The organism is Mycobacterium sp. Panama NTM2 (genome assembly GCF_054355555.1).
Map to the genome: position 1 here is coordinate 5,470,760 of NZ_CM135953.1, position 17,989 is coordinate 5,488,748.

Here is a 17,989-nt window from a genome sequence, read left to right on the forward strand (position 1 = left end):
CTCATTGTTGAGAGGACTCATGGAGGCACTTGTGGCGTCGAAGATCGCAGACCAAACCGGTGATGGAGTGACAGGGCGCGGCGGGCGGCGACTGCGGAACATGCAGGACAAGCGCGACCGCATCTTCACCGCGGCCGCCCAGCTGTTCGCCGAACACGGCTTCGAGGCGGTCACGACCCAGCAGATCTCCGATCGCGCTGACATCGCCGCGGGCACGCTGTTTCGATACGCAACCTCCAAGGGCGACCTGTTGTTGATGGTCTATAACCAGCAGTTCCGAGCGGCGATCGACGCCGGCAAGACGGCGGCGAGCTTCTGCGACGACCCGACCGACGCGGTGTTCGCCATGGCCGCTCCCATCGTGCATGCCGCAGGACGCGATCCCGGGAACACGGTGCTCTATCAGCGGGAACTGCTCTTCGGGCCGCCCTCGGTCGGGCACCGGGCCGAGGGACTGGCACTCGTAGGCGAGCTGGAGAAATCTCTCGCAGAACGGCTTTCGGCCGCCATCACGAACCCGGACGTCAACCGCTCCGAGGTCAAGGTCGCTGCGATGCGGGCGGCGCGCAGCATCTTCGCCGTGGTGCACCTGCTGGTAGCGCAGCCGGCGACCGGAGCCCATCACGGCACCGATCCGATCCGCGAACTCAAAGAACAAGTCACCCAGATCGCGACGGGATTCGTCGCGACCACGACACTCCGCGAACAACGCCGCGGACGTCACTGAATCAAGGAGGTACACGATGTCCGACAACATCAGCGCGGTGACGGTGCTCGGCACCGGCGTGTTGGGATCGCAGATCGCATTTCAGACCGCCTACCACGGGCTCCCCGTGGTTGCCTACGACATCGACGACGACGCCCTGGCCGCAGGCCGCAAGCGCTTCACCAAGTTGATCGACACCTACGAAGCCGAGGTGGACGGCGCCGCCGACGGCAAGGCCAAGGAAGCATTCACGCGGATCCGGTTGACGTCGGATCTGTCCGATGCCGTCGCCAAGGCCGACTTGGTGATCGAAGCTGTCCCGGAAGTCCTTGATGTCAAGAAGGATACGTATCGCAAGCTGGCGACCCTCGCGCCGGAACGCACGATCTTCGCGACGAACTCCTCGACCCTGTTGCCGAGCGACCTCAAGGATCTCACCGGCCGCCCCCACCGGTTCTTGGCCCTGCACTTCGCCAATCAGATCTGGCGGTTCAACACCGCCGAGGTGATGGGCACCGCCGACACCGACCCCAAGGTATACGCAGCCGTCGTCGAGTTCGCCAATTCGATCGGCATGGTGCCAATCGAATTGCACAGGGAGAAGGCCGGTTACGTGCTGAACTCGCTGCTGGTGCCATTGCTGCACGCGGCTGCTGAGTTGGCCGCCGGCGGTTACGCCGACCCCGAGACCGTAGACAACACGTGGAGGATTGCCACCGGCGCCCCCGTCGGGCCGTTCCAGATCTTCGACATCGTCGGCCTGACGACACCGTACAACCTGTTGTCCCACGGAGACGAGGCGTCACAGCAGATCGCCGCCTGGCTCAAAGATAACTACATCGACAAGGGGCGTCTTGGTGTGGCCACCGGTCAGGGTTTCTACACCTATCCCACGAAATAGCCCATTTAGATATCGAGGAGAACGACATGTACTACAGCAGCGGCAACTATGAAGCATTCGCCCGCCCTCGTAAACCCCAAGGGGTGCAGGATAAGTCGGCGTGGTTCGTCGGGGCCGGTCTGGCATCCTTATCGGGTGCAGCGTTCCTGATCCGAGACGGCCAGATGCCCGGCAGCAAGATCACCATTCTGGAACGACTGAAACTGCCTGGCGGCGCGCTTGACGGGATCAAGGAACCCGAGAAGGGGTTCGTGATCCGAGGCGGTCGCGAAATGGAGGACCACATGGAATGCTTGTGGGACCTGTTCCGCTCGGTCCCGAGCATCGAGGTCGAGGGGTCCTCAGTGCTCGACGAGTTCTACTGGCTCAACAAGGACGACCCGAACTACTCACTGCAACGCGTCACCGAAAAGCGCGGCCAGGACGCCCACACCGACGGCCTATTCGGGCTCACAGATAAAGCGCAAAAAGACATTGTTAGGATCTTCCTGGCGACACGGGAAGAGATGGAAGGCAAACGCATCGACGAAGTCTTTGGGAAGGACTTCCTCGGCAGTAACTTCTGGCTGTACTGGCGCACCATGTTCGCGTTCGAAGAGTGGCACAGCGCCCTGGAGATGAAGCTCTACTTGCACCGGTTCGTCCACCACATCGGCGGCCTGCCCGACTTCTCGGCGCTGAAGTTCACCAAGTACAACCAATACGAATCGCTGGTGCTGCCCCTGACCCGCTGGCTGATCGACCAGGGCGTGACGTTCCGATTCGAAACCGAGGTCACCGACATCGATTTCGACCTCAGCTCCGGAGACCACAAAGTCGCGACCTACATTCACTGGACCGAAGGTGGCCAGCCTGGAGGCACCTACCTGTCGGCGAACGATCTGGTGTTCACCACGATTGGATCGCTGACCGAGAACTCCAACAACGGCGACCACCACACCGCCGCCCGTCTTGACGAAGGTCCCGCACCGGCGTGGGATTTGTGGCGAAGCATCGCCGCCAAGGACCCCTCGTTCGGTCATCCGGAAGTGTTCTGCGACAACATCGCGCAGAGCAAGTGGGAATCAGCGACCGTCACCACCATTGACGCCCGGATCCCCGAATACATTCAGAAGATCTGCAAGCGTGACCCGTTCAGCGGCAAGGTCGTCACCGGCGGCATCGTAACCGTCCGCGATTCGAGTTGGCTGCTGAGCTGGACCGTCAACCGCCAACCCCACTTCAAACAGCAGCCCGCCGATCAGATCGTGGTGTGGGTCTATTCGCTGTTCGTCGACCGCCCCGGAGATTTCATTAAGAAGCCGATGCAGGACTGCACCGGCGAAGAGATCACCCAAGAATGGCTGTACCACCTCGGCGTGCCCGAGGGTGACATCGCTGAACTCGCCGCCACCGGCGCCAAGTGCGTTCCGGTGATGATGCCGTACGTCACCTCGTTCTTCCTCCCCCGCCGGGCTGGCGATAGGCCCGACGTTGTCCCCTCTGGTGCAGTGAATTTCGCGTTCATCGGCCAGTTCGCCGAAACGACACGGGACACCATCTTCACCACCGAGTACTCGGTGCGCACCGGGATGGAAGCCGCCTACCAGCTGCTCAACATCGAACGTGGTGTCCCCGAGGTGTTCAACTCCACCTATGACATTCGTAAGTTGCTGTTCGCCACATCGCGCCTCCGCGACGGCGCAGAGCTTCCCTTGCCGGGGCCTGATTTCGTCCGGAACCGGATTGTGCGCAAGCTGGATCAGAGCGAAATAGGCGAACTGCTCACTGAGTTCGGACTTATCGCAGGAACGAACTGACTGACAGATCTCCGGGGCACCGGCTCTTCCATAACCGCCTGGGACCCTTGACACGCCGTGTCTGGCTCGCGAGCACACAGGATTTTAGGTGTGTTCGCGAGCCAGACACGGCGTTCTGCTTGATGCATGGTGCACTGTGGAGACCCTCAGCCGACAGTCGCTGAGGCCTGAGCGTACGCGTTCGAATCCGCGCGCAGGACATCGTTGCGATGGCCGAGTCCTGGCCCAAAACTCAGGGAGGGAAACATGCGACCCTAGGTTTAGTGCGACAGCCCACACCCGCAAAAAACCCTACGCTCTCTAAGATCTGGGTCCATCCCCTAAGTGGGATCGACAGTCCTTATCCGTTCGATTCCGAATGGTGATACTTGGCTTCGGATAGGCCTGGCAGCACCACCGTGATACCGACGGGTTCCATTTCTGCCTTCAAGATCTCGCTGGGCCGCCGACACCGAAACTTGGTCGCCGCGTAATCCCCCGAGACGGCCACGCCACGGGTGACGCCGTTGAGCGACGACATATTGACGATGTGCTCGCTTCCACTGACCTTCTGACCTGTCCCACAAACGTGTTGATCCAATTGAAGACTTCGGTCGGATTTGATGCCGACCATACGATCGAAGAACTCGTGTCAATTCTGGTCGAAAAGTGAGCAGGTGATTCCGGTCGAAAAGTGAGCACCCTTCTGATTGGAGAGTGATCACTGTGGAGGACTGGGCCGAGATCCGCCGGTTGTAACGGTCGGAGAAGTTGTCGCATGCTGAGATCGCGCGGCGGCTGAAGCTGTCGCGTAACACCGTGGCCAACGCGGTGCATTCGGAGTCGCCGCCACGCTATGAACGGGCGCCGGTGACGTCGTCGGCCTGGTTGGCGGTCGAGTCGGCGGTACGGGGGCTGTTGCGTGAGTATCCGACGATGGCGGCCTCGGTGATCGCCGAGCGGGTCGGCTGGAGCGGTGGGCACTCCTGGTTCGCGGAGAACGTGGCGAGGATCCGGCCGGAGTACGCCCCGGCCGATCCGTGTGACCGTCTGGTGCATCTGCCCGGGGAGCAGGTGCAGTGCGATCTGTGGTTTCCCGGTGCGCTGGTGCCCGATCACGCCGGGGTGCTGCGGTCGTTTCCGGTGTTGGTGATGGTCGCGGCGTATTCGCGGTTCATCGCCGCGGTGATGCTGCCGTCGCGGATCACCGGGGATTTGTTGGCCGGGATGTGGCAGCTGCTCTCCCGTGACTTCGGTGCGGTTCCTCGGAACTTGTTGTGGGACAATGAGTCCGGCATCGGTCAGCGTGGTCGGCTCGCCCAGGGGGTGTCCGGGTTCTGCGGGGTGCTGGGCACCCGGCTGATCCAGGCCCGCCCGTACGATCCCGAGACCAAGGGCGTGGTGGAGCGAGCCAACGGCTACCTCGGCAGATCGTTTCTTCCTGGTCGGACGTTCTGCTCGCCGGCGGACTTCAACGCCCAGCTCGTCGACTGGCTCAGTGTGGTGGCCAACGTGCGCCGCCATGCCACAACCCGGCTGATCCCGTCCGAGGCGCTGATCACCGACCGGGTGGCGATGGCCACCCTGCCGCCGGTCGCTCCGGCGACCGGGACCACGGTGAGCTCCCGGCTGGGCCGCGACTACTACGTGGCGATCGCCGCGAGTGCGTATTCGGTGCATCCCGAGGCGATCGGGCGGATGATTACCGTGACCGCCACCCTGGACAGGGTCCGCGCCCACTGCGGCGACAGGATGGTCGCCGATCATGAAAGGTTCTGGGGTGCACACGCATTGGCATCCGATCCGGCACACGTCGCGGCGGCCTCGGTGTTGCGGCAACAGTACCTGCACGGACGAACCGGCCCTGAGGGCCGATTGGAGGTCGACGTGGAGGTCGCCGACCTGAGCGATTACGACGCGGTGTTCGGGACCGGGGAGGTCGCCTGATGGCCGCTAAGCGGACCGCGGCGCCCGGTGAGGTCGACAAGCTGATCGCCCACCAGTCCCGACTGTTGAAGGCGCCGCGGATCGGCGGGCACTACGCCCGTCTGGCCGAGCAGGGCCGCGCCGCGGGGTGGTCGTTGGAGGACTACCTGGCCGCGGTGCTGGCGGTCGAATCGAACGCTCGCGCTGAATCCGTGGCACGGCAACGTATTCGGTATGCCGGGTTTCCGGCGATCAAGACGATCACCGACTTCGACTTCACCGCCCAACCCGCCCTCGATCGGGCTCAGATCGCCCGCCCCGAAGGCGGCGGCTGGCTCCATACCTCGTACCGCCATCCACGCCGTTCGACGAGCGTCCTTGTCCAGTCGAGAGTGAGCCTGACTTTTGGCTCATCGAGCTGAGAGCGCGGCTTCACATCAACGACTACCGGTCCATTGTCAGTCAACAGCAGGTAGTCCGGCACGTGCTTGCGCATACGCCTATCGATTAAGGTGCGAATCAGGAACGGCTGCGCAATGATTCGAGTAACCGCGGGATCAAAGTCCGCGAACAGCAGACGCGCGAGTTCCAGACGAGATTCGTAGATGACATGCGCCCGCTCGGTCGCCGACCAGTAAGTACCCGAATAGTGCTTCTGACCGTGGCGCCAGCGGAACGTCCGCCACGGCGCTGCATTGCTGATCAATTCAAGAGGAGCGCGATCCCATTCCATGCATGCCTCCGTCAAGGAGTCCCTTGAACGCACAGAGATATTCGGGAGTGGCGGTGCCCCCGCTTCCGGCATGCCGCCACCATCGCATCGCCGAAATGCCGCTGGGCGGATTCCACACGGCGTGTCTCAGGTTTTCTGCACAAGTGCAGCCGTGGTGCAGTCAGGCGTGAGAAAGTGCAGTCAAATTTGAGAACCTACAGGGCTGCCCTACTGCTTCGCCATATTCGCGAACCGCGAGAGATGCAGCTGGTGCGCCACGGTGACCGTCCGCGTCGGGCCGGCACGGTGCTTGGCGACGATGAGATCCGCTTCCCCACCGCGCGGGTCGTCGCTCTCGAAGGCGTCTGGACGGTGAAGTAGCACAACCATATCCGCGTCCTGCTCAATCGAACCCGACTCGCGAAGATCGGACAGCTGCGGCTTCTTGTCCGTCCGCTGCTCCGGTCCACGGTTCAGCTGGCTCATCGCCACCACCGGAACCTCCAGCTCTTTGGCGAGTAGCTTGATCTGCCGGGAGAACTCCGAGACTTCCTGCTGTCGTGATTCGACCTTCTTGCCCGACGTCATCAGCTGCAGGTAGTCGATCACCACGAGACGCAGGTCGGCCTTCTGCTTGAGACGTCTCGCCTTCGCGCGGATCTCCATCATCGTCAGGTTCGGCGAGTCGTCGATGTAGAGCGGCGCCTCGCTGATTTCACTCATCCGCCGAGCCAGGCGCGTCCAGTCGTCATCGCTCATGCGGCCAGATCGCATGTCGGCCAACTTGATCCGCGCCTCCGCGGACAACAGTCGCATGACTATCTCGGTCTTGCTCATCTCCAGCGAGAACACGATGCTCGGCAGGTGGTGCTTGATCGAGCACGACCGCATGAAGTCGAGGCCGAGTGTCGAGTTGTGCGTCGGGATCATCGACCGGCTCGCCAGATACATGTGGCTGGCATTGTCGACCTCCACGCACCGCACCGGCACGCTCGCCACCGGCCGCACGTCGACGATCGCCCGCGCCGCGGCGCCCGTCGCCCGTCGCTCCTTGTGCAGCATTTCCTTGCGGTGCACGCGGAACACACTGTCGCCGGTGATGATTCGAAGTGACGCCGGCGCCACCGACACACAGGAGTACCCCAACGACGCGACCAGTTCCGCGACGTCGCGCGCGAGGCTCTCGCCAGCCATCTCGAGCTCAATCGAACCGTCATCTGCGATGATCCCCGAAGCATCGAGCAACCCCGCCAGCAGACTCCGCCGCTGCGCCTCTGACGCGCGCAGGTACTGCGCCGGGATACGGTCCCGAGCGACAGCCCCCGGCTCATTCGACTCCGCCTCGATCCACATCTGGATCTCCGGGTCGTATGTTGATTCACCGAGCGAAGCACCGAACGCGTACGGCGGTAGCGAAAGGTCGGCATCCGCGCGCTGAATCGCCACGGTGTTCGTCACGGTGTGGCCGGTGGGCAGCGTCTCGGCGATGTCCCGCGTCGTACGGATGGCACCGGACGTCAACCACTGGTGCTCCGCGTCGGCGACGATCACTGTGCCATCGGAGAATTCGACCTCGAAGCACGGCCGCTCGGTCATCACCTCGGTCGCGGCGACCACCCGCGTCGGCAAGCCATCGGGCCCGATCAGCTCGTCCCCGACGGCGACCTCGCCCATGGTCGTCCACCCCGACGGCGTCGGCAGCGGGGTGTCCAACGCCAGCGCCTTCCCCATACCGGGACGTGCGGCCACGACGATCATCTGCCCGGGATGCAGCCCGTTGGTCAGCTCATCCAGCTCGGTGAAGCCCGTCGGCACACCCTTGGAGATGCCGCCCTGGGACGCGATCGCGTCGATCTCGTCCATCGTCGGCTGCAGCAGCTCTTCGAGCGGGACGAAATCCTCGGTGGCCCGGCGCTCGGTGACGTCATAGATCTCGGCCTGCGCACGGTCCACGATCTCGTTGACGTCAGCACCCTCGGCACCGGCGTAGCCGTACTGCACCACCCGGGTGCCGGCCTCCACGAGCCGGCGCAGCAGCGACTTCTCCGCCACGATCTCGGCATAGAACCCGGCGTTAGCCGCCGTCGGCACCGTGGAGATCAGCGTGTGCAGATAGGGCGCGCCGCCGACCCGGCGCAACAACCCCTTGCGGTCCAGTTCTGCCGCGACGGTGACCGCGTCAGCAGGCTCCCCGCGGCCGTACAGATCCAGCACCGCGTCGTAGACCAGTTGGTTGGCCGGCTTGTAGAAGTCACCGGGGCGCAGCCGCTCCAGAACATCGGCGATCGCGTCCTTGCTCAGCAGCATGCCGCCCAGCACGGCCTGCTCGGCCGCCAAATCCTGCGGGGGCTGCCGACCGAACTCCTCGTTCGGAGGAGGCTCCATGGCCGCGTGCTCATCGGGCCGGCCCAAGTCATCGACGACAGCCACGCGGTGCCCTCACCCCTCCCCAAATCGGTGTCGAACGGACGTTCGATGGAACTGTATGTCGGTGCACCGACATCGTCCCCGCGGCGCCCGCATCGTGTCCGCGACGGCCAACGCTAGACGTTGCTACGCGAGACGCAACCACCCCTTGTTGACAGACCTGGGGATGGCGTGTGGATAGGTCTGGTGAGCCATGTTGAGGTACTGGGGACAACTTGTGGATCAACACTGTGATCTGGTCCGTTTCCGCAGCTGAACGCCTGTTGAGACGGGGTCGACTCTGTGGATGGTAAATCAGTCGGCGTGTCGACCCGGGTTGCCTTCTCGGGCGTGTTGCGTTTCCATCGCGGGCCGGGCAGGTTAACACCGGGTTATGTTCGCTGTGACGGAATCGGCCAGAACAGTTCGCCGAAAGCACGACAACGGCCGGGCTCGGACCTCTCGGTCCTCACCCGGCCGTTGACTCGTCAGTTGTTAGTTGGCGACCACGTTCAGCGACACGGTCGCGGCCACATCGTGGTGCAGCCGGATCGTGACGGCGTGGGTGCCCACGGTCTTGATGTGCGACTTGGGCAGCTGCACGGTCCGCTTGTCGAGGTTCGGACCGCCGGCCTTCTTGATCGCGCCGACCACGTCGGCCGCGGTCACCGAGCCGAACAGCTTGCCCGAGTCCCCGGCGGTCTTCACCGAGAGCTCGACGCCGTCGAGGCCCTCGAGTGCGGTCTTGAGTTCATTGGCGTGCTCGAGGCTCTTGACGCTCTTGAGCTCCTGCGCGCGCCGGATGTCCTCGGCCTGGCGAGCAGCGCCACGGGTGGCCACGATCGCCAGCCCGCGGGGCAACAGGTAATTACGGCCGTAGCCGTCCTTCACCTCGACCGCGTCGCCGGCCGTTCCGAGGTGCTCCACCTCGGCAGTCAGAATCAGTTTCATCTCAATCGTCCTTATCGCGTCGACGAGCTGAACGGCAGCAACGCGACCTCGCGGGCGTTCTTCACCGCGATGGCGATATCGCGTTGGTGCTGAACGCAATTGCCGGTCACCCGACGGGCACGGATCTTGCCGCGCTCGCTGATGTAGGTGCGCAGCAGCGCGGTGTCCTTGTAATCGATGTTCTGCCCCTTCTTCGAGCAGAACACGCACTTGCGTGTCTTGACCGGCTTCTCCGGAGCCGGACGCCTCTTGGTGGAGGACTTGGCCATGTGTCTAACTCTTTCTTGAAATGTCTCGGAATGTTCCGAAATGTGTTGTCTCAGAAGGGCGGTTCGTCGTCGGCACCGCCGAAGGAGCCCGACGCGGGCGCGCTGCCCCACGGGTCGTCCTGCGCCCCCGACCTGGGCTGCTCCGAGCCGCGCGACGATCCGCCGCCGCCGCCGAAACCGCCCCCGCCGCCGCCACTGCGGCTCGCCTTGTTCACCTTCGCGGTCGCGTAGCGCAGCGACGGCCCGATCTCGTCGACCTCGACCTCGACCACCGTGCGCTTCTCGCCCTCGCGGGTTTCGAAGGAGCGCTGCTTGAGCCGGCCCGTCACGATGACGCGCGACCCGCGGGTCAGGCTCTCGGCCACGTTCTCGGCGGCCTCCCGCCAGATGTTGCACCGCAGGAACAGCGCTTCGCCGTCCTTCCACTCTCCGCTCTGCCGGTCGTAGATGCGCGGGGTGGACGCAACGGTGAAGTTGGCCACCGCGGCACCGGACGGCGTGAAACGCAGTTCCGGATCGGCGGTCAGGTTTCCTACGACGGTGATGGTGGTGTCACCAGCCACGAGTTCCTCCTAGGTGAGCGGACGTTGGGCGCGAGCCTACGCAGCGGCTCCGACGATCGGCACTCTTTAGTGCTTGTCGGTCCGCATCACCTTGGTCCGCAGCACGGACTCGTTGAGGTTGAGCTGACGGTCGAGCTCGGACACCGTCGCGGGCTCTGCTTTGACATCGACCACCGCGTAGATGCCCTCGGCATGCTTGGCGATCTCGTAGGCCAGCCGGCGCCTGCCCCAGATGTCGACCTTGTCGACGCTGCCACCGTCTTTGCGGATGACGTTCAGGAACGTCTCCAATGACGGAGCAACGGTGCGCTCGTCGAGTGTGGGGTCGAGGATGACCATGATTTCGTATGGACGCATAGGGAACCCATCACCTCCTCTGGTCTGACGGCCACGGCGTGTCCGTGGCAGGAGGGTCGCCTGCGTCGGCAACCGGCCCAGGCTACATGACCAGGGAGGGAGGAACGAAATCGCTAACGGCGAACGGGCCAGTCCCAGACGGACATGTCGCCCTTGGGGTAGTTCATGCAGACGTCGGTGGCATGCGCCACGACACCCTTGTTGTTGAAGAACAGCTTCGCCCAGTTACCCCAACGCGTGGCCGTCTGCTCGTAGAAGACGTTGGTCGCGGTGTCCTCGGAGTACTGGCGCCTCGCGACCGGGTCGAGGGAGAAGAACCAGTGGATCCGGTCGAAGGCCATCTTCTGCACATCCGCCGGCCGGTTGCTCCGGTCGATCATGTAGCGCTCGAAGTACACCGGGCTGGTGTCGCGGGCGGCAGCCATGTACTGCTCGACGTCACAGGTGGTGACGATGATGCGGTGCGGAATCGGATAGTCGTCGGTCGAGTCCGCCTGGGCGGTACCCGCCGCGCCGAACAACGCCCCTGCGGCCGCCGCCGTCGCCAGCGCGGTCCGCAGCACCCGACTCACCATTCCGGTCATGGTTGCTCCTACTTCGTCGAATGCCTGCGCGCGTCGCGCCGTGGGCCAACTATATAGCGCAGCTAGGCAGCTGCCCAGTCCGATGCTCAGCCGCCGTTGGTGACGGGGTTGGACGACAGCGTGATGAATTGGCCGTGCTTCCACACACCCCAGCGGCCACCCCACATCGACGTCCACACCACGGGCTCGCCGTTCCACATGTCGGCCGGCTTGCGCGGCGCCCAGTTCGGCACCGGCTCGCCCGGCGGGTTCGGGGGGAACTCGGCCGGTCCGGGAGGCGGGGGCGGCGGCTGGGCGACCGACGTCGCCGCGCCGAGGCCCAACGCACCCGCGGCGAAGCCGCCCAGGAGGACCGCGACGGGCACGGTCTTGGTGAGGAAACTCATGAGACGACTCCAGCCTGTGAAACATCGAGTTGTTAGCAAATATAACCATCGGCGCAAGGGGGCAAACACCGCCCGGGAGCTCTCGTTTCGCCGACCACCATCGCGGGTAGTGCGCTCTGGTGTCCGAGCCGCTCCCCATCGACCGGCTCGTCCAGCACAACGGTATCCGCCGCGCGGCGCGTGCGGGTTTCATCGCGAGCGGCTCCCTGCACTTCTTGATCGCCTACGTGATCGTCAGGATCGCCTCCGGCCTGAGCGGTAACGCCGACCCGTCGGGAGCGATGGCGACCGTGGCCAGTACCACCGACGGCGCGGTGATCCTGTGGGCGATCGCCGTTGCTCTCGTGCCGCTGGCCGCCTGGCGTCTGGCGGAGGCGATCTTCGGGCTGCATCCCGCCGAGCGCGGCAGCGATCCGGAAGACACCAGCCCCGGTAATCGCCTCAAAGCCCTCGGCCTGGTGGCGGTCTACTGCAGCGTCGGCTATACCAGCGTGCGCTTCGCCGTCGGCAGCCGTCAGCCCAGCAGCGAGCGGAACTCCGGTCTCAGTTTCGTTCTGATGCAGACTGTTTGGGGTCGGGCCGCACTGATCGCAGTCGGCGTCGTCATCGCCGTCATCGGCGGGTACTACGCGTACAAAGGCGCGTCCCGACGATTCGTCGACGATCTGACGATCTCGGGCGGCCCGGTCGTCGTGGTGCTGGGAACGTACGGGTACGTCGCCGAGGGACTGGTGTACGCGTTGACCGGCATCCTGGTGATGATCGCCGCAGTGCGCACCGATCCGTCCCAGGCCGCCGGGCTGGACGCGGCGGTCAAGACCCTCGGCGATTCGCCTGCCGGGGGCGTGCTGCTCGGGTTCGCCGCGCTCGGCTTCGCGTGCTACGGGCTCTACAGCTTCGCGCTGGCCCGGTGGGCCCGTATGTGACCCCGTGGCTGCAACCAGTCCGGCACCCACGGCGGATACGCATCGGGAGCCCGGTCGAACGGCCCGCCGGCCGGATCGTCGATGCCCTCGTCGCGCACCAGATCCAGCTCCGGACGGTAGATCTGGCGAATGATCAACGCGCACAACACCACCACCGCGATGTCGCGAAGCAGCACCGTGGCGGTGAACCACTGCTCGGGCAGGCCCTTGTTCTGCTCACCGAACAGGTAGAGCATGCGCGGCACCCAGACCAGCATGTCGATCGTCATCCAGGCCAGCAGCACCCGCCGGTGCGGCAGCGCCAACACCGCCAGCGGCACCAACCACAGGGAGAACTGCGGACTCCACACCTTGTTGGTCAGCAGGAACGCGGCCACCACCAGGAACGCGATCTGGGCGACGCGCGGTCGGCGCGCGGCGGTCAGCGTGATGTACGCGATCGCGATGCAGCACGCCACGAACAGCGCGGCGGTGACGGTGTTGAGCACCACCGGCGGCTCCCAGAAGCCGAGATCCGGGTCGAACCCCTGCCACCCGGTGAACGACTTCACCACGTTGTAGAGCGAATCCATGTCGTCACCGCGACGGGTGTTGAGCCGGAAGAACTCCGACCATCCCCGCGGGAACAGCACCATGATCGGCAGGTTGACCACCAGCCAGGTCACCGCGGCCGCGAGCGCCGTCTTGGCGAGCTCGCGAAGCCGTGACGTGCGAACAGCCAGCAGCAGCAAGGGGATCAGCAGCAAAAGCGGATAGAGCTTCGCGGCCACCCCCAGGCCGATCAGCACGCCCGCCAGGACAGGTTTTCGGCGCGCCCAGGCCAGCAGTGCACCGGCGGCGGCCGCGGTCGCGAGCGCATCGAAGTTGGTGAAGATCTGGAAGATCACCAGCGGAGAAGCCGCGACCAATGCGGCGTCCCAGATGCGCCGGGCGCCGGCCAGCAGCGCCGTCGCCCACACGGTGGTGAGCCAGGCCAGCGCGAGGCCGAACGCGGAGATGTTGAAGAACATCACCACCTCGGCGATGATCGGCACCGACGTCAGCTTGGTCAGGGTCGTGTACGTCTTGGCCAGCGACATCGACAGGTACTGGTAGATCCCGGTCAACACCGGATACTCCATGTACCGCACCGCGGGGGTGCCGTCGTACTGGACCCGGGGCATGCCCTTCTCGTCGGTTTCCAACCAGCTCGACTTGTACGGGAACTTCCCGAGATTGAGCAGCTCGGCCGTGTAGAGCGGCACGGTGTCGGAGTAACAGAGCTCGTAGTAGGCCCGGTTGTTGGCCCAGTTGCCGACCCGCTGATCGGCTGTCCCCGTGCCGGTCGTCTGCAGGCATGCCGCCTTGGTGGAGTAGCCCAACGCCAGGAACACCAGCGCGATGATCAGCATCACCCGCAGCGGGGTCAGGAAACGAGTGCGGCCGATCAGCGCGTGCCGACCGACCGGACCGCCGATGGTGCCCGACAGCGCGGCACCGAGAGTGTCAGTGCGGCTGGGAAAGTCGCGGTCGTCGAGGCTCCGGCGATCCTCGGCCAGCGGAGCCGGCGATTCGACTGGTGCCGGCGACTCGGTGGCCGACGGAACCGGTGACGTCACGGAGGCGGCGGCGCGCCAGGCACCAGCGGAGCCGGAGCGCCGGGCGGCGGAACGGCGGGCGACGGCGCGCCTGGCACCACCTCGGGACCGGGGGCCGCCCCGTCCGGTGCGGGCGCGGGCGTTGCCGGCACCGTCGTCGGCGGGCCCCACGGGATCGTGATGCCGGGCGCGATCTCGAGAGTCGGCTGGATCACCGTGTTGGACGGCGGCGGCGCCACCGTGGTCGACGGCGGTGGTGGCGGGGCCTGTGGCACACCGGCGTACCCGCCGATCTCCTCCGGCTTCGGGAACGACTCGTTGTCGGTGCCGTCCAGCGCACCGTCCATCGTGGCCTTCCAGATGTCGCTCGGGATACCCGATCCGTACACCGGTGAGCCCCACTTGTTCTCGAGCGGCTTCGTGCCGTCGACGGTGCCGACCCAGACGGCCGTCGACAACGACGGCGTGTAACCGACCATCCAGGCGTCGCGGTTGGCACCGGTGTCACCGAGCTGATTGGTTCCGGTCTTGGCGCCCGACGGGCGACCGCCGGCCAGCGCGTGACCGTTCGAGTACCCGGCGATCGGCTGCATGGCCGCGATGACGTTGTCGGCCACGGCCTTGTCGATGCGCTGCTCGCCCGCGTTGTCCTCCTGGGTCGCGTCGAACAGGACAGTGCCCTCGGAATTGACGACCTTCTGCACGAAGTGCGGCTTGTGGTACACCCCGGACGCCGCGATCGTCGCGTAGGCCGAAGCCATGTCGATCACCCGGGACTGGTACTGGCCCAGCACGATGCCGTTGTTGGGCGGGCCGCCCTTGCCGTCCTCGGATAGCGTGTGCTCGACACCGGGGAAGCTCTCGGCGATACCGGCCGCGTGCGCGGCATCGGCCACATCCTGGGGACCGTTCTTCAGCTTGAGCATCAGCCGGTAGTAGCTGGTGTTCAGCGACCTCTTCAACGCCTCGGCGATGTTGCAGTTGCCGCAGCTGCTGCCCTCGACGTTCGTGATCTTGATGCCGTCGACCGTCAGCGGCGAGCTGTCCACCTGGTAGCCCAGACCCATGCCCTGCTGCAGCGCGGCGATCAACGCGAACACCTTGAACGACGATCCGGTCGGCAATCCGGCCTGGGCGAAGTCGAATCCGTTGGCGTCCGAGCCGCCGTAGTAGGCCTTCACTCCGCCGGTCTTGGGGTCGATGGACACCACCGCCGTGCGCATGTCCGGGTCCTGACCGTCCATGTACTCGTCGACCGCGTCCAGAGCAGCCGACTGCGCCTTCGGGTCGATGGTCGTCGTGACCTGCAGGCCCTCGGTGTTGAGCTGCTGTTCGCTGATGTTGAAGATGTCCATCAGCTCGTTGATCACCTGGCGTTCGATCAGGCCGTTGGGCCCGGTCGTCTGATTCTGGGTGGTCGCCGCGTCCGGCGGGATCGTCGGCGGGAACACCTGCGCTGCGCGGTCCTTGGCCGACAGCGCGCCGATCTCCACCATGCCGTCGAGCACCCAGTTCCACCGGTCGTTCGCGGCTTCGGGGTCGACGGCGGGATCGAGCGCCGACGGCCGCTGGATCAGCGCAGCGAGCAGTGCACCCTCGGCGACGGTGAGTTGCTCGACGGGCTTGTTGAAGTACGCCTTCGACGCAGCGGCCACGCCGTAGGCGCCGCGACCGAAATAGATGATGTTCAGGTAGGACTGCATCACCTGGTCCTTGGACCACTCGCTGGACATCTTCGTCGAGATGACCAGCTCCTTGGCTTTTCGGACCAGCCCGCCCACGCCCGACCGAGCGTCGCCGACCAGAGCGTTCTTCACGTACTGCTGGGTGATCGTCGACCCGCCCTGCAGGTCGCCGCCGAACAGGTTGTTCTTGAAGGCGCGCAGGAAGCCGGTGAACGAGAAGCCCGGATTGGAGTAGAAGTCGCGGTCCTCGGCGGCCATCACGGCGTCGCGCACATGCACCGGAATCTGGTCGATGCCGACGTCGATCCGGTTGCCCTCGGGCGGGACGATCTTCGCGATCTCCGATCCGTCGCTGGCCAGGATCGTCGACACCTGCGCGGTGCGGATGTCGCCCGGGTTGGGCACGTCGACGATGAGGTACGCCATGCCGAACGTCAGCAGCGGCAAGACGATGAGCACGGCGGCGGCGGCGACCAGGCCGCGGCGCACCCACCTCCAGTTGATCTGCTCGCGCCAGCCGGGTCGATGACCCGACGGACCGCCCCCGCCCGGACCGCCACCGCCCGTCGGGCGACGCGGCGGCGGCGGCGGTTGCTTCGGCGGACGACCGTCGAGCGCCCGCTTGACGTCGTCGATCGGATCCTTCAGATGCCGCGGCCGCTCCTCGCGAACCGGCGGCAACACCGTCGTCAACCGGTCGTCGGGACGTGGGCGCGCAGGACCGTCGGACCGATGCCGTGGAGCATCGGGCCGCTGCTGCGGTCGGGGTTGGGGTCGCGCGCCACTGCCATCGGCCGGTCTGCGCCCATCACGGGCTCTCTCGGCGGAATGGTCGGGGCGCCCCGGGTTATTCACTGGCCGTCCGCGCCGTGCCGCGCGCGGTCTGCGTGCGGCGCGGACGGGATCCCTTGGGCGGCGGAATCGCGCCCAGCACGTAGGACTTCACCAGGTGATTCCAGCTGCACGTCCGGCATACCTCCACAACGTGAACCGAGAATTCGTCGTAACGCGTCGCCAGCAGGACGAGCTCTTCGGCGGTGCGCGCCGACCCGGACACTGCGCCGAGGTGATCGCCGAACACCCACGACACGAGCGTCAGCTGCTCCTTCCGGCAGATCGGACACATCACCGAACTGGGCTTGCCGTGGAACTTCGCGGCGCGCAACAGATAGGGATTCGCGTCGCAGACCTCCGTGACGCCGGTGCGCCCGGAATACACCTCGGCCAGCAGCGACCGGCGCCGCAGGGCGTAGTCCACCACCTGTCGCTGCAATCGCACGCTGACCAGAGTACGTCGGCGCCGGGGCGGCGGAGGCGCGACGGGCACCCGAGGCCGTCGGGTCGGTCACGGGCCTGCGGGATCAGTGACCCAACTCTTACGATCTCGTCGTGGCTCCCGGCAGCTCAGCTCGCGGTACGTCCTGGACACGCGCAAAAGACAGTGACCGCACCGACACGTGCCAGATCCTCGACACGGCGCTGGCCGAGGGTCAACTGTCGATGACCGAGCACGGAGAGCGGGTGAAATCCGCGACCAACGCGGCCACGCTGGGTGAGCTGCAGCAGCTCGTCGCGGATCTGCAGACCGGCAATGCGCCCACCCAGCTGCGCACACCTCCGCGCCGGCTGCCGTCACTGCCGGGTGGCGTCGGCATCCGGATCGCGATGGCCGCGGTGCTGGTGATCTTCGGGATCGCCGTCGGGTGGGGCCTCTACGGCAACACGCCGTCGCCGTTGAACTTCACCTCCGACCCCGGAGCGAAGGACGACGGCATTCCCGCCGAGGTGCTCACCCCACCCCGGCAGCTGCACTCCCTCGGCGGACTCACGGGTCTGTTCACCCAGATGAAGCAGAAGTTCGGCGACACGATGGGCTACTCGATGACCATCTACTCCGACTACGCCTCGCTGGAGCGGCCCGACCCGACCGAACCTCGGCGGGTGCTGAGGTACTCCTATCGGGGCGGGTGGGACGACCCGGACGAGACGAGTGTGAGCTCCGACGCTCGTGTCGTCGATCTCGGAGCGTTCGACATCGCGAAGCTCGTCGGGATCGTGCGCGGCGCCCCTGAGACGGTGGGCATCGATCCGAAAGAAGTGAAGACGACGTACATCAGCATCGAGGCCAACAGCGATATGACGGCGCCACCGGAGAGCATCGAGATCAGTGTCTACGTCAGCCCCAACTTCGGGAACAGCGGTTACCTGGAGCTCAACGGCGATCTGACCGTCAAACGCGTCAGCTACGCCAACGACTGACGC

General features: G+C 65.4%; 17 protein-coding genes and 1 pseudogene. 7 read left to right on the plus strand and 11 right to left on the minus strand.

Annotation, left to right across the window (positions count from 1 at the left end; translation table 11 throughout):
- Positions 1–19: 19 nt before the first annotated feature.
- The 5 genes and pseudogenes from ACXYX3_RS26285 to ACXYX3_RS26305 form a co-directional block, all read left to right on the plus strand.
- Positions 20–727 carry a TetR/AcrR family transcriptional regulator gene (locus tag ACXYX3_RS26285; protein WP_458609622.1) on the plus strand — a complete coding sequence of 236 codons (708 nt, stop codon included), beginning with the start codon at positions 20–22 and terminating at the stop codon, positions 725–727.
- Between the two features lie 16 nt (positions 728–743).
- Positions 744–1,607, plus strand: a complete 864-nt coding sequence (locus ACXYX3_RS26290) for a 3-hydroxyacyl-CoA dehydrogenase (protein ID WP_458609623.1) — start codon at positions 744–746, stop codon at positions 1,605–1,607.
- Between the two features lie 26 nt (positions 1,608–1,633).
- The gene (locus ACXYX3_RS26295; protein WP_458609624.1) at positions 1,634–3,406 is read left to right on the plus strand and encodes an oleate hydratase; all 1,773 of its coding nucleotides are present in this window, start codon (positions 1,634–1,636) and stop codon (positions 3,404–3,406) included.
- Between the two features lie 750 nt (positions 3,407–4,156).
- Positions 4,157–5,332 carry an IS21 family transposase gene (istA, locus tag ACXYX3_RS26300; RefSeq protein WP_458609625.1) on the plus strand — a complete coding sequence of 392 codons (1,176 nt, stop codon included), beginning with the start codon at positions 4,157–4,159 and terminating at the stop codon, positions 5,330–5,332.
- Positions 5,332–5,649, plus strand: a pseudogene (locus tag ACXYX3_RS26305) (ATP-binding protein); the annotation flags it as partial. The gene istA and the pseudogene ACXYX3_RS26305, both read left to right, overlap by 1 nt.
- Here the strand turns inward: ACXYX3_RS26305 and ACXYX3_RS26310 are convergent.
- The 8 genes from ACXYX3_RS26310 to ACXYX3_RS26345 all read right to left on the minus strand — a co-directional run bounded on the left by ACXYX3_RS26310 (position 5,616) and on the right by ACXYX3_RS26345 (position 11,539).
- Entirely contained in the window at positions 5,616–6,116 is a 501-nt protein-coding gene (locus ACXYX3_RS26310; protein WP_458609626.1) for a TnsA-like heteromeric transposase endonuclease subunit, read from the minus strand. The pseudogene ACXYX3_RS26305 and the gene ACXYX3_RS26310 sit on opposite strands and share 34 nt — an antisense overlap.
- 135 nt (positions 6,117–6,251) lie before the next feature.
- The gene (gene dnaB, locus ACXYX3_RS26315; RefSeq protein WP_458609627.1) at positions 6,252–8,453 is read right to left on the minus strand and encodes a replicative DNA helicase; all 2,202 of its coding nucleotides are present in this window, start codon (positions 8,451–8,453) and stop codon (positions 6,252–6,254) included.
- 471 nt (positions 8,454–8,924) lie between these two features.
- Positions 8,925–9,380, minus strand: a complete 456-nt coding sequence (gene rplI / locus ACXYX3_RS26320) for a 50S ribosomal protein L9 (protein ID WP_458609628.1) — start codon at positions 9,378–9,380, stop codon at positions 8,925–8,927.
- A gap of 11 nt (positions 9,381–9,391) precedes the next feature.
- A complete protein-coding gene (gene rpsR / locus ACXYX3_RS26325; protein ID WP_043403642.1) occupies positions 9,392–9,649 on the minus strand; it encodes a 30S ribosomal protein S18 in 258 nt (85 codons plus the stop codon).
- Between the two features lie 50 nt (positions 9,650–9,699).
- The gene (locus ACXYX3_RS26330) at positions 9,700–10,212 is read right to left on the minus strand and encodes a single-stranded DNA-binding protein (protein WP_241204395.1); all 513 of its coding nucleotides are present in this window, start codon (positions 10,210–10,212) and stop codon (positions 9,700–9,702) included.
- A 66-nt stretch (positions 10,213–10,278) separates the two neighbouring features.
- On the minus strand, positions 10,279–10,569 hold the full coding sequence (gene rpsF / locus ACXYX3_RS26335) for a 30S ribosomal protein S6 (RefSeq protein ID WP_018603055.1): 291 nt from the start codon (positions 10,567–10,569) through the stop codon (positions 10,279–10,281).
- A gap of 113 nt (positions 10,570–10,682) precedes the next feature.
- Positions 10,683–11,153 carry a DUF5078 domain-containing protein gene (locus ACXYX3_RS26340; RefSeq protein ID WP_458609629.1) on the minus strand — a complete coding sequence of 157 codons (471 nt, stop codon included), beginning with the start codon at positions 11,151–11,153 and terminating at the stop codon, positions 10,683–10,685.
- Between the two features lie 86 nt (positions 11,154–11,239).
- Positions 11,240–11,539 (minus strand): hypothetical protein, encoded by a 300-nt coding sequence (locus ACXYX3_RS26345; RefSeq protein ID WP_458609630.1) that lies wholly within the window; start codon positions 11,537–11,539, stop codon positions 11,240–11,242.
- 116 nt (positions 11,540–11,655) lie between these two features.
- Here ACXYX3_RS26345 and ACXYX3_RS26350 point away from each other — a divergent pair, with 116 nt between their 5' ends.
- Positions 11,656–12,465 carry a DUF1206 domain-containing protein gene (locus ACXYX3_RS26350; RefSeq protein ID WP_458612240.1) on the plus strand — a complete coding sequence of 270 codons (810 nt, stop codon included), beginning with the start codon at positions 11,656–11,658 and terminating at the stop codon, positions 12,463–12,465.
- On the opposite strand, the gene ACXYX3_RS26355 is transcribed toward ACXYX3_RS26350, so the two are convergent.
- The 3 genes from ACXYX3_RS26355 to ACXYX3_RS26365 all read right to left on the minus strand — a co-directional run bounded on the left by ACXYX3_RS26355 (position 12,429) and on the right by ACXYX3_RS26365 (position 17,006).
- Positions 12,429–14,063, minus strand: a complete 1,635-nt coding sequence (locus tag ACXYX3_RS26355; RefSeq protein ID WP_458609631.1) for a glycosyltransferase family 87 protein — start codon at positions 14,061–14,063, stop codon at positions 12,429–12,431. The genes ACXYX3_RS26350 and ACXYX3_RS26355 overlap by 37 nt on opposite strands.
- Complete coding sequence (locus ACXYX3_RS26360; RefSeq protein ID WP_241204390.1) at positions 14,060–16,420, minus strand: transglycosylase domain-containing protein; 2,361 nt, start codon at positions 16,418–16,420, stop codon at positions 14,060–14,062. The genes ACXYX3_RS26355 and ACXYX3_RS26360 overlap by 4 nt, the downstream gene beginning before the upstream one ends.
- Positions 16,421–16,574: 154 nt before the next feature.
- Positions 16,575–17,006: a DUF5318 domain-containing protein gene (locus tag ACXYX3_RS26365; protein WP_458609632.1), complete on the minus strand. Its 432-nt coding sequence runs from the start codon at positions 17,004–17,006 to the stop codon at positions 16,575–16,577.
- A 110-nt stretch (positions 17,007–17,116) separates the two neighbouring features.
- Between ACXYX3_RS26365 and ACXYX3_RS26370 the strand changes: the two genes are divergently transcribed.
- Complete coding sequence (locus tag ACXYX3_RS26370; protein ID WP_458609633.1) at positions 17,117–17,986, plus strand: DUF1707 SHOCT-like domain-containing protein; 870 nt, start codon at positions 17,117–17,119, stop codon at positions 17,984–17,986.
- The last annotated feature ends 3 nt before the right edge of the window (positions 17,987–17,989 follow it).

Excerpts from the sequence above, each read along its gene's own strand:
- ACXYX3_RS26285 (WP_458609622.1), top strand. The coding sequence starts at position 20 with ATGGAGGCACTTGTGGCGTCGAAGATCGCAGACCAAACCGGTGATGGA.
- ACXYX3_RS26290 (WP_458609623.1), top strand. The coding sequence starts at position 744 with ATGTCCGACAACATCAGCGCGGTGACGGTGCTCGGCACCGGCGTGTTG.
- ACXYX3_RS26295 (WP_458609624.1), top strand. The coding sequence starts at position 1,634 with ATGTACTACAGCAGCGGCAACTATGAAGCATTCGCCCGCCCTCGTAAA.
- ACXYX3_RS26310 (WP_458609626.1), bottom strand. The coding sequence starts at position 6,116 with ATGCCGGAAGCGGGGGCACCGCCACTCCCGAATATCTCTGTGCGTTCA.
- rplI (WP_458609628.1), bottom strand. The coding sequence starts at position 9,380 with ATGAAACTGATTCTGACTGCCGAGGTGGAGCACCTCGGAACGGCCGGC.
- rpsR (WP_043403642.1), bottom strand. The coding sequence starts at position 9,649 with ATGGCCAAGTCCTCCACCAAGAGGCGTCCGGCTCCGGAGAAGCCGGTC.
- rpsF (WP_018603055.1), bottom strand. The coding sequence starts at position 10,569 with ATGCGTCCATACGAAATCATGGTCATCCTCGACCCCACACTCGACGAG.
- ACXYX3_RS26340 (WP_458609629.1), bottom strand. The coding sequence starts at position 11,153 with ATGACCGGAATGGTGAGTCGGGTGCTGCGGACCGCGCTGGCGACGGCG.
- ACXYX3_RS26345 (WP_458609630.1), bottom strand. The coding sequence starts at position 11,539 with ATGAGTTTCCTCACCAAGACCGTGCCCGTCGCGGTCCTCCTGGGCGGC.